Origin of the sequence: Klebsiella sp. M5al (assembly GCF_002090195.1) — a bacterium.
Lineage (GTDB): Bacteria > Pseudomonadota > Gammaproteobacteria > Enterobacterales > Enterobacteriaceae > Klebsiella > Klebsiella grimontii.
In genome coordinates, this window is sequence record NZ_CP020657.1 from 409075 (window position 1) to 423741 (window position 14667).

Annotated in this window: 13 protein-coding genes; 10 read left to right on the forward strand and 3 right to left on the reverse strand. The window is 53.4% G+C overall.

All coding sequences use genetic code 11. The annotated features are described in order from the left end of the window. Positions 1-60 precede the first annotated feature (60 nt). A complete protein-coding gene (locus BWI76_RS01990) occupies positions 61-1665 on the forward strand; it encodes an EAL domain-containing protein (RefSeq protein WP_024360194.1) in 1605 nt (534 codons plus the stop codon). On the opposite strand, the gene soxS is transcribed toward BWI76_RS01990, so the two are convergent. Beyond that, positions 1650-1979 (reverse strand): superoxide response transcriptional regulator SoxS, encoded by a 330-nt coding sequence (gene soxS / locus BWI76_RS01995; RefSeq protein WP_004097813.1) that lies wholly within the window; start codon positions 1977-1979, stop codon positions 1650-1652. The two genes, BWI76_RS01990 and soxS, sit on opposite strands and share 16 nt — an antisense overlap. An 84-nt stretch (positions 1980-2063) precedes the next feature. Between soxS and soxR the strand changes: the two genes are divergently transcribed. From soxR to BWI76_RS02020, 4 genes are all read left to right on the forward strand, one after another. Further along, a complete protein-coding gene (soxR, locus tag BWI76_RS02000; protein WP_004097815.1) occupies positions 2064-2522 on the forward strand; it encodes a redox-sensitive transcriptional activator SoxR in 459 nt (152 codons plus the stop codon). Between the two features lie 258 nt (positions 2523-2780). Continuing rightward, the gene (locus BWI76_RS02005) at positions 2781-3449 is read left to right on the forward strand and encodes a glutathione S-transferase family protein (protein WP_004137527.1); all 669 of its coding nucleotides are present in this window, start codon (positions 2781-2783) and stop codon (positions 3447-3449) included. A gap of 388 nt (positions 3450-3837) precedes the next feature. Next, positions 3838-5187: an NCS2 family permease gene (locus tag BWI76_RS02015; RefSeq protein ID WP_024360196.1), complete on the forward strand. Its 1350-nt coding sequence runs from the start codon at positions 3838-3840 to the stop codon at positions 5185-5187. 146 nt (positions 5188-5333) lie between these two features. Then, a complete protein-coding gene (locus tag BWI76_RS02020) occupies positions 5334-6980 on the forward strand; it encodes a Na+/H+ antiporter (RefSeq protein ID WP_004137520.1) in 1647 nt (548 codons plus the stop codon). Between the two features lie 185 nt (positions 6981-7165). On the opposite strand, the gene BWI76_RS02025 is transcribed toward BWI76_RS02020, so the two are convergent. Next, positions 7166-8053 carry a LysR family transcriptional regulator gene (locus tag BWI76_RS02025; protein ID WP_024360197.1) on the reverse strand — a complete coding sequence of 296 codons (888 nt, stop codon included), beginning with the start codon at positions 8051-8053 and terminating at the stop codon, positions 7166-7168. Between the two features lie 305 nt (positions 8054-8358). On the opposite strand from BWI76_RS02025, the gene BWI76_RS02030 reads away from it, so the two are divergent. From BWI76_RS02030 to BWI76_RS02040, 3 genes are all read left to right on the forward strand, one after another. After that, positions 8359-9297, forward strand: coding sequence for an AEC family transporter (locus tag BWI76_RS02030; protein WP_004137517.1), 939 nt, complete (start codon positions 8359-8361; stop codon positions 9295-9297). 29 nt (positions 9298-9326) lie between these two features. Further along, on the forward strand, positions 9327-11036 hold the full coding sequence (locus BWI76_RS02035; protein WP_004137515.1) for a thiamine pyrophosphate-requiring protein: 1710 nt from the start codon (positions 9327-9329) through the stop codon (positions 11034-11036). A gap of 99 nt (positions 11037-11135) precedes the next feature. Beyond that, a complete protein-coding gene (locus tag BWI76_RS02040; RefSeq protein WP_004137513.1) occupies positions 11136-12263 on the forward strand; it encodes an NAD(P)-dependent alcohol dehydrogenase in 1128 nt (375 codons plus the stop codon). A 60-nt stretch (positions 12264-12323) separates the two neighbouring features. Here BWI76_RS02040 and BWI76_RS02045 read toward each other — a convergent pair whose 3' ends face one another. Further along, positions 12324-13220 carry a LysR family transcriptional regulator gene (locus BWI76_RS02045; RefSeq protein ID WP_064371515.1) on the reverse strand — a complete coding sequence of 299 codons (897 nt, stop codon included), beginning with the start codon at positions 13218-13220 and terminating at the stop codon, positions 12324-12326. Positions 13221-13323: 103 nt separating this feature from the next. On the opposite strand from BWI76_RS02045, the gene BWI76_RS02050 reads away from it, so the two are divergent. Then, on the forward strand, positions 13324-13734 hold the full coding sequence (locus BWI76_RS02050; RefSeq protein ID WP_049087473.1) for a CidA/LrgA family protein: 411 nt from the start codon (positions 13324-13326) through the stop codon (positions 13732-13734). Beyond that, a complete protein-coding gene (locus tag BWI76_RS02055) occupies positions 13727-14416 on the forward strand; it encodes an LrgB family protein (protein ID WP_004137508.1) in 690 nt (229 codons plus the stop codon). The genes BWI76_RS02050 and BWI76_RS02055 overlap by 8 nt, the downstream gene beginning before the upstream one ends. Positions 14417-14667: the final 251 nt, after the last annotated feature.

Here is a 14667-nt window from a genome sequence, read left to right on the forward strand (position 1 = left end):
AGCAGAGTCATCGGGGTAGCTCACCTTGATTAAGGCGTATCGCATGGATAAGAAGCGGAAATGAATCATAGCGCGCCACGTAAGGCGTTGAGAATATTTGGCATCGTGTTAGTCATTCTGCTACCGGTGCTGCTGGCGTTGTGGTTTGCGCAGATACGCGCCAAAGCGGAAACCGGCGATCAGCTGCGGTTGTTTTCTCGGCTGGCGCTGCAAAAAACGGAGTTGGTGATTCGTGAGGCCGACGAAGCGCGGGATAAAGCCCGTTTGTATCAGGGAGAGATATGTTCGCCGCAGCATCAGCAATATCTGCTCGGGATTGTTCGCGGCCTGCTCTATATCGACGATTTAATCTACGCCAACGGCACCCATTTTTTCTGCTCCACCACGGTACGCCGCCCGACGGGGTGGCGAATTCCGGCCGCAACCTATACCAAAAAGCCGGATATCGCGATTTACTACTACCGCGAAACGCCTTTCTACCCAGACTACGCGATGAACTATATGCAGCGCGGCAACTATGTGGTGGTGGTGAATCCGCTCTCATACAGCGCGTTGATAACCAGCGACCGCAACCTCGCCTGGGGCGTTTTTGACACCAAAACCCGGCAGTTTTTTTCCGTCAGCAAGAATGCCGACCCCGCTGAGCTGCATCGTCTGATTCGCGCTGAAGAGGCTTTATTTCATCAGGATGGCCGCGTTTATACCATCGCCCATTCCAGCGTTCGCCCGATAGCCGTCATTATGTCGACCTCGCGCGTCAGCTATTATCAGAATTTTTATAACCAGGTCACGTTGACGTTACCGCTGGGGCTGATTTGCAGCGTATTGCTTTTACTGGTGTGGTCGCGCACCCGGCAGCAGTACCACTCTCCGCGTAAGATGCTGCAGCGGGCGTTGAGCCGTCGCCAGCTGTGCCTGCACTATCAGCCGGTTATCGATATTAAAAATCACCGCTGCGTCGGTACCGAAGCATTATTGCGCTGGCCGGGTTTTGATGGCCCGGTGATGAGCCCGGCGGAGTTTATTCCGCTGGCGGAAAACGAAGGGATGATCGCGCAGGTCACCGACTATGTGATAGAAGAGGTTTTTGCCGATCTTGGCGAGTTTCTGGCACGGCAGCCGCATCTGTACGTGGCGATTAACCTTTCCGCTTCCGATTTCCATTCTGCGCGCCTGATTGAGAACATCAACGAGAAGATCCGCCGCTACGCGGTCAAGGCGGAGCAAATTAAAATTGAAGTGACCGAACGCGGGTTTATCGACGTGGCGAAAACGACGCCGGTGATTCAGGCGTTCCGCGAGGCGGGATATGAAATCGCTATTGATGATTTCGGTACCGGGTACTCCAACCTGAACAACCTCCATGCGCTCAACGTCGATGTCCTTAAGATTGATAAATCTTTTGTCGACATGCTGACGAGCAACACCACCAGCCACATGATTGCCGAGCATATTATCCAGATGGCGAACAGCCTGCGCTTAAAAATCGTGGCTGAAGGCGTCGAAACGGCAGAGCAGGTCGCATGGCTCCAAAAGCGCGGCGTGCAATACTGCCAGGGATGGCACTTTGCGAAAGCGATGCCGCCGCAGGAGTTCATGCAGTGGCTGGCGAATGACCGCATCAGCCTCTGCCCTTATCAGCAGCCTTATCAGGCAGAAATTTGATGGCGATAGGCGGTAGGCGTACGGTCAAATTCGCGGCGGAACACCCGCGAGAAGGTCTGCTGCGACACGTAGCCGAGATCCATCGCGATATCAAAAATAGGACGTTGGGTGGTTCTTAGCGCTTCCGCGGCGAGCAGCAGGCGGCGCTGGCGAATGTAATCTCCCAGCGTTTGATGCATCACGGCGCGGAACATCCGCTGTAGATACCATTTCGAGTATCCCGATTTTCTGGCGACTATATCAATGTTAAGTGGTTGATCGATATGTTCATCAATCCATTCAATAAGCGTTTGGATAATATCCTGATGGGACATAAAGCGGCCTCTCTCAATTCTCGATTCGTCGTTTTGTCTGCGGGCGAGTATAATTCCTCAAGTTAACTTGAGGTAAAGCGCTTTATGGAAAAGAAATCACCCCGCATCAAAATGCTGCTGACGCCCGGCGAAGTGGCAAAACGAACCGGCGTGGCCGTCTCCGCGCTGCACTTTTATGAAAGCAAAGGGCTGATCCACAGCCAGCGCAACGCGGGCAATCAGCGGCGCTACCGGCGCGACGTCCTGCGCGCTGTGGCGATCATTAAGATTGCGCAACGTATTGGTATCCCGCTGGCAACCATCGGCGACGCGTTCGGCGTACTGCCGGAAGGGCATAACCTCAGCGCTAAAGAGTGGAAGATGCTGTCGTCCCAGTGGCGGGAAGAGCTGGACCGGCGCATCCATACCCTGACCGCGCTGCGCGATCAGCTCGACGGCTGCATCGGCTGCGGCTGTCTGTCGCGCCGCGACTGTCCGTTACGCAACCCGGGCGATAAGCTGGGCGAAGAGGGGACCGGCGCGCGATTGTTGGAAGATGACTAAAAAAACTAAAGCGCCACAACAGGGCGCTTTAGTTGTTTTCCGGTCTTGGTCTTTCGCTCTATCCCGCTGGTACGCAGGAGGGTTTCCCCCGACGTCGGCTCACCTCAGTATTGCGCAATCTTTGATGGAGGTTCCGGTTTGCGCCGACACTTTAAGTGTGGCTCTTTTCTCTGAATTTGCCTCTTCCGTTTGCCGAAAAATTCCCGTCATTCGCCGCCTGTTCCTATAGTTAATTTGAACAAACAGCGGGAGAGGCCCATGTTAACGGTACATCATCTCAATCAGTCACGATCGCAGCGCGTATTATGGGCGCTGGAAGAGCTGCAGCTGCCTTATCAGGTTGTCTCTTATCAGCGGGGAAAGGATATGCTCGCCCCGGCGGAATTAAAAAGCGTTCATCCGCTGGGCAAATCGCCGGTTGTCGAGGATAACGGCCATATTCTGGCGGAATCCGGCGCCATTCTGGAGTATTTACAGGAAACCTATGATAGCGCCCGGCGCTTAAAGCCCGAGTCGGTGGAAGATAAGCTGCAATATCGTTTTTGGCTGCACTACGCCGAGGGTTCGCTAATGCCCCTGCTGCTGATGAAGCTGGTATTTGCCAGCCTGGGTAAACCCCCGGTGCCGTTTGGCATGCGCACGTTGGGCAATGCGTTGGGCAAAGGGGTGCAAAAGGCGTGGCTTAACCGTCAGCTGGAAACCCATGCCCGCTTTATTGAGGCGCACCTTTCCCGCCAGCGCTGGTTTGCCGGCGCGGAGCTAAGTATGGCCGATATTCAGATGAGCTTTCCGGCGATGGCGCTGCTGGCGCGCGGCGGCGTGGATGATTTACCGCATCTGACGCAGTGGGTTCAGCGCGTAGAGCAGCGCCCGGCCTGGCAGAAGGCGATTGAGCGCGGGGGGCCGTTTACCTTACCCGGCGAGTAAACTATTACTAAAGCCGATGACCGACGAAAATTGCTATCAGCGCAATACAAAAATGTTACCGGATTGCGCATGGACGATAACGTTTGCGCATCGGCTGGTTATTTCCTGAACGTCATAAGCGAAATTTAGCGAAATACGACAAACTTCAGTTGAAAAGGCCCGTCTAAAGGCTGGATAATCGTTTGCCTTTTTATTTTGCTCATCATTTCCTCTGCTAACAGGGGGGAGCAAAGTCATTCTTCACACCGTATTGGATGCGCGGAGTTAAACGTTTGCTTTTCACAGCCCCTGGCGCTGCGATGTAGCACAAGGAGATCGCGTTTAACTGGCAGTGGATGGTCCACCACGCATCCAGACGAACGATAAAAATTCTCAGGGGAAGTTTTCTATGTCTACGCCTTCTGCGCGTACCGGCGGTTCATTGGACGCCTGGTTTAAAATTTCTGCTCGCGGCAGCACCGTGCGTCAGGAAATCGTTGCCGGTCTTACCACCTTTCTGGCGATGGTCTATTCCGTCATTGTGGTGCCGGGTATGCTCGGTAAAGCGGGTTTCCCGCCGGCAGCGGTATTTGTCTCCACCTGTCTGGTTGCCGGCGTCGGCTCGCTGGTGATGGGCCTGTGGGCGAACCTGCCGCTGGCGATTGGCTGCGCCATCTCGCTGACCGCGTTTACCGCCTTCAGCCTGGTGCTGGGTCAGCAGATCAGCATTCCGGTCGCGCTGGGCGCGGTCTTTCTGATGGGCGTGCTGTTTACGGTGATTTCCGCAACCGGTATTCGTAGCTGGATCCTGCGTAACCTGCCGCAGGGCGTGGCGCACGGCACCGGGATTGGTATCGGCCTGTTCCTGCTGCTGATTGCCGCCAACGGCGTGGGCCTGGTTATCAAAAACCCGCTGGATGGTCTGCCGGTGGCGCTGGGTCATTTTGACAGCTTCCCGGTGATTATGTCGCTGATCGGGCTGGCGGTGATTATCGGCCTTGAAAAACTGAAAGTACCGGGCGGTATCCTGCTGACGATTATCGGCGTCTCGATTATCGGCCTGATCTTCGATCCTAACGTCCACTTCACCGGGATTTTCGCCATGCCGTCGCTGAGCGACGATAAAGGCAACTCGCTGATCGGTAGCCTGGATATCGTGGGCGCGCTGAACCCGGTCGTGCTGCCAAGCGTGCTTGCGCTGGTGATGACCGCGGTGTTTGACGCCACCGGTACTATCCGCGCGGTGGCCGGTCAGGCGAACCTGCTGGATAAAGACGGGCAAATTATTAACGGCGGCAAAGCGCTGACCACCGACTCCCTGAGCAGCGTTTTCTCCGGCCTGGTGGGCGCGGCGCCGGCGGCGGTGTATATCGAATCGGCTGCCGGTACGGCGGCGGGCGGCAAAACCGGCCTGACGGCAGTGACCGTTGGCGTGCTGTTCCTGCTGATCCTGTTCCTCTCGCCGCTCTCCTATCTGGTTCCGGCATATGCCACCGCTCCGGCGCTGATGTACGTCGGCCTGCTGATGCTGAGCAATGTGGCGAAAATCGATTTCAACGACTTCGTCGACGCGATGGCGGGCCTGATTACCGCGGTCTTTATCGTGCTGACCTGCAACATCGTGACCGGTATCATGATCGGCTTTGCGGCGCTGGTGATTGGACGACTGGTGTCCGGCGAATGGCGTAAGCTAAACCTGGGTACGGTGATCATCGCCGCGGCGTTGGTTATCTTCTACGCTGGCGGTTGGGCGATTTAACTTTTCCTGCTAACAACGGGCGGCTTTGGCCGCCCGCTTAATTTTTAAGCCACATCCTGTTTCCTTTTGCGTTAATCTGAGTAGCGTATTATGCCGAGACATGACGCCTCAGATGTAAAAAAAGAAACGCAGCAAACAGGGAACACATGGAAATATTCTTTACCATACTCATCATGACCCTCGTGGTCTCTCTCTCCGGGGTGGTTACACGCGTACTGCCCTTTCAGGTTCCACTCCCCTTAATCCAAATCGGCATCGGCGCGCTGTTGGCCTGGCCTACCTTCGGATTGCATGTCGAATTCGACCCTGAACTCTTTCTGGTTCTGTTCATTCCGCCGCTGCTTTTTGCCGACGGCTGGAAGACGCCGACCCGCGAGTTCATTGAGCATGGGCGAGAAATTTTCGGTCTGGCGCTAGCGCTGGTGGTGGTGACGGTGGTCGGTATTGGCTACCTCATCTACTGGATCGTTCCGGGTATTCCGCTGATTCCGGCTTTTGCTCTGGCGGCGGTACTGTCGCCAACGGATGCCGTGGCGCTGTCCGGGATTGTCGGCGAAGGGCGCATCCCGAAAAAAATTATGGGGATTTTGCAGGGCGAGGCGCTGATGAACGATGCCTCCGGCCTGGTCTCCTTGAAGTTTGCCGTTGCGGTGGCGATGGGCACGATGGTCTTTACCGTCGGCGGCGCGACGGTGGAGTTTTTCAAGGTGGCTGTCGGCGGTATTCTCGCGGGCTTCGTGGTCAGCTGGCTGTACGGGCGCTCGATGCGCTTCCTCAGCCGCTGGGGCGGCGATGAACCGGCGACGCAAATTGTGCTGCTGTTCCTGCTGCCGTTCGCTTCTTACCTGATCGCCGAGCATATCGGCTTTTCCGGAATCCTGGCGGCGGTCGCGGCGGGGATGACCATCACGCGTTCCGGGGTGATGCGCAGCGCGCCGCTGGCGATGCGCCTGCGCGCCAACAGCACCTGGGCGATGCTGGAGTTCGTGTTTAACGGCATGGTCTTCCTGCTGTTGGGCCTGCAGCTGCCGGATATTCTCTCCACTTCGCTGGTGGCCGCGGAAGCGGATCCCAACGTCGAAACCTGGATGCTGTTTACCGATATCATCCTGATTTATGCCGCCCTGATGCTGGTGCGTTTTGGCTGGCTGTGGACGATGCGCAAACTCAGCCAGCGTTTCCTGAAAAAGAAACCGATGGAGTTCGGCTCCTGGACCACGCGCGAGCTGCTGATCTCCTCCGTCGCCGGCGTCCGCGGGGCGATTACCCTTGCCGGCGTGCTGTCGATTCCCCTGCTGCTGCCGGACGGCAACGTCTTCCCGGCGCGCTATGAGCTGGTGTTCCTCGCCGCCGGGGTGATTCTGTTCTCGCTGTTCGTCGGCGTGATTGTGCTGCCGATTCTGCTGCGGCATATCGAGTCGAGCGATCATGTCCAGCAGCGCAAAGAGGAGCGTCTGGCGCGGGCGGCAACCGCGGATGTGGCGATTGTCGCGATTCAGAAAATGGAAGAGCGCCTGGCTGCGGATACCAAAGAGAATATCGATAATCAGCTGCTGACCGAGGTCAGTTCCAGGGTCATTGGTAACCTGCGTCGTCGCGCCGATGGGCGCAACGATGTTGAAACCTCGATGCTGGAAGAGAGCCTCGAACGCCGGTTCCGTCTGGCGGCGCTGCGCTCAGAACGCGGGGAGCTGTACCACCTGCGCGCTACCCGGCAGATCAGTAACGAGACGCTGCAGAAGCTGCTGCACGACCTCGACCTGCTGGAAGCCCTGTTAATCGAAGATCGCTAAACTTTTCCCGGTTCCCCGATGGCCTTCGCCGCTCGGGGAACCGGGATTTCACGATGCGCTAGCCGATGAGCCCGCAACATTATGTACGCTATCATCACGGATTTTATTTGCCGGTGCGAAGAAAGGGAGTGCCTGGCAGATTAGAAGATCTGCGTAATTGCAGAGTAGTGAATAAAATAAAGGCGTTATCTTTTTAGAAACTGGATGAATTTTTTAGAGGTTTCAGAAAGAATGCCAAAATGAGTATAAATAAAGAAATCTCTTATGAAAATGGTATTTTCAATTGCTAGCGGTTTAATTAGGCCGGCGGTAAGTTCGAGGTGATATATCGGGGCTGGCATCGAGGTTAATAAATCACTGTTGCATATGAGGGATTTTATCGCGGATGATGAAGAGCATTCGATAATCGGTTTTGGCGGCGTCATGTTATTATCATGATAGACTTCGGTTAATATCTGCATAGGGGTACTATCGTTTGGCGGCATAATCCACGAATATTCTTCAGTATCCTGTAATTTCAAGTTTTTTTTGCCCTGTAACGGATGGTTGCTACGCGAAATAATCTGTATGCTATCCGTGAAGTTTATTTTTCCACGCTCGATGATTTTATCATTATGCGGCAACGGGCCGCATATGGCGATATCGATGTCATGAGTTAATAATGATTTAAAAAGCTCTGAATCTATGCGATCCTGGATCTTAATATAAATATCAGGAAAGGCCTGATGGAAGTTGTTTACTTTCTCGATAAAATGGCTGGATAGAAAACTGGATACGCAGCCGGCTCTGACTATTCCTTTCCCTGAACCATTAATAAGATCCAGTTCCTGGCGCGCTTTTCGCTCGGTGTTCATTAAGGTAATGGCATGAGGTAAAAAGGCCGTGCCCAGCTCGCTCAGTGAGACCCCATGCTTATGCCGTTCAAATAGCGTGGCATTCAAATCTGACTCAAGGCCGGATAACAGTCGGCTCAGGCCAGATTGCGTTATTCCAAGTTTGCTTGCCGCAAGAGTGAGGTTACCCTCTGAGGATACCATGATAAATGCCTGTATTTGCTTCATTTTTATAGACATGTCAAATACTCATTAAACGGTACGTTTTCGCATTGTATATCAATTTTATTCTATATTACTATCAATGGAAATTATGTAGACAGCATCAAGAAAATAAATTTTCCTGAAAGTGATGGGTAATTATTCATTAAACTAATTAATTGCTCATTGTAATCTTATATTCATGCCTGACGCGTAAGAATACAATGTGTGCCTGCGAGAGAAGTATCATGGCGATAGCGGGAAGGAGTCCTTAGTAAGAGTTTTAATCTGTTCGGTTTTAAATCACATATACCTGAAAATCGGTTCTGAAGAGAAATGACACTATGACAAATAACAGTATTCTCTTAATTCTTGGTGCCATCTTACCTGTAATAGTAACCGTTTTGCTTGGTTACATCAGCGGTAAGCGAAAAGATTTTGCGTGGGAGCAGGCTGGCGCGATAAATAAACTCGTCATGCTCTATGCTCTCCCCCTTAGTATTTTTAGTAATATGGTGATGACCCCGCGTAGTATTGTTATGAATATGGGGCCCGTTGCCGCCGCGATTATCGTTGCGCTAATTGTAAGTTTTTTAATTCCATTGCTTGTTGCGCGTTATATCTGCAGGCGGGATCTCTCTTTAAGCACGCTGCAGGCGCTGGCGATTGGTTCTCCTGCCGTTCCTTTTATTGGGACATCGGTGCTGGCTTTTTTATTTGGCACGGTAAGCGCATCGCTGATTACGGTATCAAGCATTACGCAAAACGTTTTTCAACTTCCGCTGGTTATGATATTAATGTCGTATGCTTCCGGCGACAAAAATAATACATCGTTTATCTCTAGCGTGATTAATGCTATTAAACAGCCGGTAGTCTGGTCGCCGGTTCTGGCTCTTATTATCGTGATAATGGATATCCATATTCCCGAGACCGTGGCCATGTCGTTAGGATTATTGGGTAAAGCAACCGGGGGACTGGCGCTGTTCTCGGCGGGTATTGTGCTCTATGCGCGTAGTGTAGTGATTACGCTGCCTACTATTATTACCGTTATAGCCAGAAATATTATCGTTCCCGGACTATGTTATTTCGCGCTGGTCGGCCTCGGTTTCTCAATGGAGCAAATTAAAGAAGTCGTATTGACGATGGCTATTCCAGTGGGATCGATTGCTATCATTATTGCAATGCAATATAAAACGGGTGAACAAGAAATGGCCTCGACCATGGCGTTGAGTATTATTGCCTCGATCCTGACCATGGGTGGATTCATCCTGTTAACCTTTTAATTATGCAGATAGAATAATCAGGTGAGAATATGCAATTAATTAATATATCTGCCGCGGAAATGATATTATATCGTTTGCAGGCGCTTGGCGTTGAATTCATCTTTATCAATTCAGGAACGGATTATCCGCCGATGGTTGAGGCCTACTCTCGCTTAAAAAGCGAAGGGTGTTTGGTTCCTGAATTTGTTGTTTGCCCGCATGAAAACGCCGCGATTGGCATGGCCCATGGATACTATCTGGCAACCGGTAAAGTGCAAGCTGTGATGGTGCATACGAATGTCGGGTTGGCTAATGCCGCATGCGGGATTATTAATCTTGCCAATAGTAATATACCGGTAATCATTTTTGGCGGGCGCACGCCCATCAGTGAACATTCTCATTTCGGCTGTCGGAATACGCCTATCGGCTATGGTCAGGAAATGCGCGATCAGGCCGCGCTGGTTCGTGAATCGGTTAAATGGGATTTTGAATTGCGTTATGCCGATCAGGCCGGGGAACATGTCGATCGCGCCTGGGCGATTGCGAACTCTTTGCCCAAAGGACCGGTTTATTTAAGCTTGCCACGCGAGCCTTTGTGCGAAACTTTTGCCACCGACTCGGCCGCCCTGAACTGCCGGCCCTCCCAGCAGCCGATAAGTTTTTCCCCGGCTCCGGACTCGCTGTCAATGGCTGCCACGCTGATTGCCAACGCCAGGCACCCGGTTATCTTCTCGCAAAGAGGCGCAAGGACCCGGCAAGCCTTCGACCTGATTAGCACCTTCGTCGAACAGTGGGCGATTCCGGTGGTGGAATATTGGGGGACCGAGGTGACCATTTCCGCTGCCCATCCGATGTATGCCGGCAATGAGCCAGCTTACTGGTTGTCAAAAGCGGATGTGGTCATCGTCATTGACTCGCAGGCGCCCTGGATGATTGAGAGTATGAACGTTAATCCGGACTGCAAGGTTATTCAAATTGGTCCCGACCCGCTCTTCTCACGCTACCCGGTTCGCGGGTATCAATCTGATGTTAACCTGGCTGGTGAAACGGATACGATATTCAAATTACTGGATAATGCATTAAAACCTTATCTGGCGGAGAAAAGCGCGAGCGTCGAGGAGCGCTATTCCCATGTCGCTGCGCATAATAAAAAAGAAAGAACCACAAGAGATAACCTTGTTGATTCCGCAAACGCAGGGCCTATCGGCAAGCCATGGTTAAGCTATTGTCTGGGAGCGCTGGCTAATAAATACAACGGTAAAATCACATCTGAATTAACCACATTACCGCAGTTCGCCAACTTCATTCAGCCGGAAAGCTATTATCAGGAAGCACTCTCCGGCGGACTGGGTGAAGCATTCCCTATCGCCCTGGGATTACAGCTAGCCAATCGCGATGAATTAGTGATCGCCGCCGTTGGCGATGGTTCTTATCTGTTTTCCAATCCCGCGGTATGCCATCACATTGCCGAGGTAATGAAGCTTCCCGTGCTGGTTGTCGTTGGCAATAACGCTGGATGGGGCGCGGTGGCCGGTGGAACGCTGGCGCTATATCCGGACGGCTATGCGGCGAAAATGGATAAGGTTCCGGCGACATCATTTACGTTATCGCCCGATCTGGCGGCTATCGCTGCATCAAGCCGCGCGGTCGCTATGAAGGTAGATCGCGCTGAGGACTTACTCGATACCCTGGAGGAAGCCGTCAATATTATTCGTACTCAGAAGCGTTCGGTGCTGGTTGACGTCATTCTCGGGAAATAATACCTGACTGGCGGCCGCCGCCTTGTTGCTGGCGGTGGTATGCCAGAGATGACGACGCGTTCTCTTCTGGCTTTGGGGAAGGTTAATTAAGGAGATTGTATGACCGAGCATTGCGCTTTACCGGGATCGTTTAAGGCTGCCGTTGTCCGTCAGCCGGGCGGCCCTTTTGAACTGGAAACCGTCCAGTTAAATTCGCTTCAGCCTCATGAGGTCGTTGTTCGTATCGTGGCGACGGGGATGTGCCATACCGATATGGTTGCCCGCGATCGGCTCTATCCGATCCCGCAGCCTATCGTGCTGGGCCATGAAGGGGCAGGAGTGGTGGAGGCCGTCGGGGCGGAAGTACAAAAAGTGGTCCCCGGCGATCATGTCGTACTGACATTTTTATCCTGCGGCGCTTGCCGTCCTTGTCTTGAGGGCGTGCCGGCCAGTTGTCAAAACTTTAATGCCCTGAATTTTTCCGGCCAGCGTAGTGATGGCAGCCATGCGCTATGCCACCATGGCAACCAAACGCTGCACGATCGCTTTTTCGGCCAGTCATCTTTCGCCGCGTTCTCCGTGGTCGATCAGCGTAATCTTGTTAAGGTTCGCCCGGATGCGCCGCTGGAGCTGCTTGGGCCGTTGGGTTGCGGTATCCAGACCGGCGCCGGAGCGGTGTTGAATGCATTAAAAGTAGCAGCCGGAAGCTCTTTTGCCGCCTTTGGCGGCGGAACGGTGGGATTAAGCGGCGTCATGGCTGCCTACGTCGCCGGGGCAACAACTATCATCGTCATTGACGTGGTTGAGGAGCGCCTGGCATTAGCGCGTGAGCTGGGTGCAACGCATGTGATTAACAGTAAGAAAGAAGATCCCGTTGAAGCTATCCGGCATATCACTGGCGATGGCGTTGACTTTAGCCTGGAGTCTACCGGGCGGCCTGAGATTGTCCGCGCCGCCGTTGAGGCGCTACGCCCACGTGGTATGTGCGGTATTGTCGGCGCCTCAAAAACCGGGACCACGTTCGCGCTGGATATGAATGATGTGATGCAAAAATGCAAGGTATTGCGCGGCATCGTTGAGGGCGACAGCATCCCGGATATATTTATCCCGCAGCTGGTTGAGCTGTATGTGCAAGGGCGTTTCCCCATTGATAAGCTGATACGTTTTTATCCCTTCGAGGAGATTAACCAGGCTGCTCACGATAGCGAGTGTGGGAAAACCATTAAACCCGTTATTCGAATCGGATAAAGGCAGGCTAGCGCAGCATACCTGCCGAGCTTTTGGCGAAAGGTATGCTTCCCACAAGATCTATCCAGCGATATCGTCGCTCAACCAAAATGCCTTACTACATTCCAGCCACGCCCGCGCGCTGTGCGACATATATACGCCTTCCCGCCAAATCATTCCCAGCTCCCAGCGCAGCTCGCTCTGTAATGGGATCCAGCAAAAGCTCCGCGGGTCGAGACGCTGGCAAATCGGTTCCGGCAAAATCGCAACGCCAATCCCTGTCTGCACCATGGCGGCCAGAAAATCCCACTGTCCGCTGCGCACGGCGATGCGCGGCTTGACGTCATGTTGAGCAAATAGCCGCATCAGCTGCTGGCTGAGGGCGAAATCCTCGTTGTAAATCACCAGCGGATACGCGGCGAGCGCTTCTGGCGACAATGACGCAATGCTTTCCCACTGCGCCGTCCTCGGCGTCAGCACGCAGAGCGGATGGCTGAACAGAGATAGCGTGGTCAGGCCGCTGGCCTCGTCAACGGGGAGCGCCGTCATGGCTAAATCCAGCTCGCCGTTGCTTACCGCTTGCTGCACGGTCAGCCCGCCAAATTCGGCGATTTTCAGCTCGACGCCCGCATAGCGCTGGCGAAAGTGGCTAATTGGTTCAGCCATCAGCATCCCGACCATCGGTGGGATGCCGAGGCGCAGCACGCCTTTATGCAGATGATTTATATCGCTTAGCTCCGACTCCAGCTGATGAAATTCGCCAAGAATAGCCTGCCCGCGCTCGAAAACCACCCTTCCGGTATCGGTCAGCAGCAGCCTGCGCCCGTCGCGGATCAGCAGGGTGCAGCTCAGCTCATCTTCCAGATTTTTTAGCATTTTGCTGATGGTGGGTTGCGTGACGAATAGTTTTTCCGCCGCGCGGGTAAAGCTTTGCTGGCGAACGACCTCGACAAAATAGCGCAGCGTTCGAATATCCATAATTATTCCCTGAGACTATACCTGTGATGATTTTAATTCATTTCTGCCGGGGCTGGCGGCTCTCTATACTGCCCGCCTGTCTTCTTTTTATGGAATGCCGCTCATGGCCTTTGCGCTGGCTCGCGTGACGCCTTGTATTATGCAACGCCTGCAGGTACCGGTTCAGGTCCTGATCTACGCCGGACTGTTTGTCTGCGCTGAATATTTAGTTAACTGGCTGCATCTGCCGCTTCCGGCGAATCTGGTCGGCATGCTGATGCTGCTGGCGCTGATTGTTTGCCGCATTATCCCCCTAAACTGGGTACGGGCCGGCGCCCGCTGGCTGTTGGCGGAGATGCTGCTGTTTTTCGTGCCGGCGGTGGTGGCGGTCGTTAACTACGCGCAGTTGCTGATGGTTGATGGCTGGCGCATCTTTCTGGTGATTGGCTTAAGTACCATGATGGTGCTGGGCGCAACGGCGTGGGTGGTTGATAAAGTATATCGCTATGAAGTGAGCAGGATGAAACATGAGTGATTTTCAGCTAAGCGTCCTGTGTCTTCTGGTCACGCTGGGCCTCTATTTTTCCAACAAGCGGCTTTATCGTCGCTTCCATAAACTGCCCTTGATGCCGCTAGTTTTTACCCCGATTCTGCTGGTCATATTGCTGATTTTCGGTCATATCTCTTATCAATGCTATATGGGAGAGGCCCACTGGCTGCTGTGGCTTCTGGGGCCGGCGACGATCGCTTTTGCCGTACCGGTGTATGACAATCTGGCGATCATTAAGCGCCACTGGATGTCGCTGACTGCCGGAGTGACGACCGCATCGGTTGTCGCGGTCACCAGTTCGGTGTGGCTGGCGCGACTGTTTACCTTGCCCGATGAGATCCAGCGCAGCCTGGCGGTACGTTCGGTTACCACGCCCTTCGCGCTGGCGGCAGCCAAACCGCTGGGCGGCCAGCCTGATTTAGTCGCTCTGTTTGTCGTGGTTACCGGGGTATTTGGCATGGCGGTGGGCGATGTGCTGTTTCTGCGTCTTTCTATCCGCGAGGGGATGGCCAAAGGGGCAGGGTTTGGCGCGGCATCGCACGGCGCTGGTACCGCGCGTTCTTATGAACTGGGGCCGCAGGAGGGCGTCATCGCCAGCCTGGTGATGATGCTTTCCGGGGTAGTCATGGTGCTGGCGGCGCCGATGGTACGCTGGGCGCTGTTCTGACATCATTGAGCTCTTTTTGGCAGATGAGCCTGATGAGGGGTGATTTTTTGAATGCTTCTAATGACGAAGTTTAGCACTATGCGTTATTTTTCTTTTAGCGGTAATAATTCAATCAGTTGCGTGGATGATAGCATTTGGATGCGCAGGTGTTTTATTCTTAAATGTGTTCACGAATATTCTTAATGACTTTACGTTTTATTTGTAACTAAATGTGTCATTTTTGAAGGTGTTTATTTGTTATTTGAATTTAT

What these genes read in the sequence shown, in the direction of transcription:
- BWI76_RS01990 (WP_024360194.1), top strand. Translation starts at nt 61, where the DNA reads ATGAATCATAGCGCGCCACGTAAGGCGTTGAGAATATTTGGCATCGTG.
- soxS (WP_004097813.1), bottom strand. Translation starts at nt 1,979, where the DNA reads ATGTCCCATCAGGATATTATCCAAACGCTTATTGAATGGATTGATGAA.
- soxR (WP_004097815.1), top strand. Translation starts at nt 2,064, where the DNA reads ATGGAAAAGAAATCACCCCGCATCAAAATGCTGCTGACGCCCGGCGAA.
- BWI76_RS02005 (WP_004137527.1), top strand. Translation starts at nt 2,781, where the DNA reads ATGTTAACGGTACATCATCTCAATCAGTCACGATCGCAGCGCGTATTA.
- BWI76_RS02015 (WP_024360196.1), top strand. Translation starts at nt 3,838, where the DNA reads ATGTCTACGCCTTCTGCGCGTACCGGCGGTTCATTGGACGCCTGGTTT.
- BWI76_RS02020 (WP_004137520.1), top strand. Translation starts at nt 5,334, where the DNA reads ATGGAAATATTCTTTACCATACTCATCATGACCCTCGTGGTCTCTCTC.
- BWI76_RS02025 (WP_024360197.1), bottom strand. Translation starts at nt 8,053, where the DNA reads ATGTCTATAAAAATGAAGCAAATACAGGCATTTATCATGGTATCCTCA.
- BWI76_RS02030 (WP_004137517.1), top strand. Translation starts at nt 8,359, where the DNA reads ATGACAAATAACAGTATTCTCTTAATTCTTGGTGCCATCTTACCTGTA.
- BWI76_RS02035 (WP_004137515.1), top strand. Translation starts at nt 9,327, where the DNA reads ATGCAATTAATTAATATATCTGCCGCGGAAATGATATTATATCGTTTG.
- BWI76_RS02040 (WP_004137513.1), top strand. Translation starts at nt 11,136, where the DNA reads ATGACCGAGCATTGCGCTTTACCGGGATCGTTTAAGGCTGCCGTTGTC.
- BWI76_RS02045 (WP_064371515.1), bottom strand. Translation starts at nt 13,220, where the DNA reads ATGGATATTCGAACGCTGCGCTATTTTGTCGAGGTCGTTCGCCAGCAA.
- BWI76_RS02050 (WP_049087473.1), top strand. Translation starts at nt 13,324, where the DNA reads ATGGCCTTTGCGCTGGCTCGCGTGACGCCTTGTATTATGCAACGCCTG.
- BWI76_RS02055 (WP_004137508.1), top strand. Translation starts at nt 13,727, where the DNA reads ATGAGTGATTTTCAGCTAAGCGTCCTGTGTCTTCTGGTCACGCTGGGC.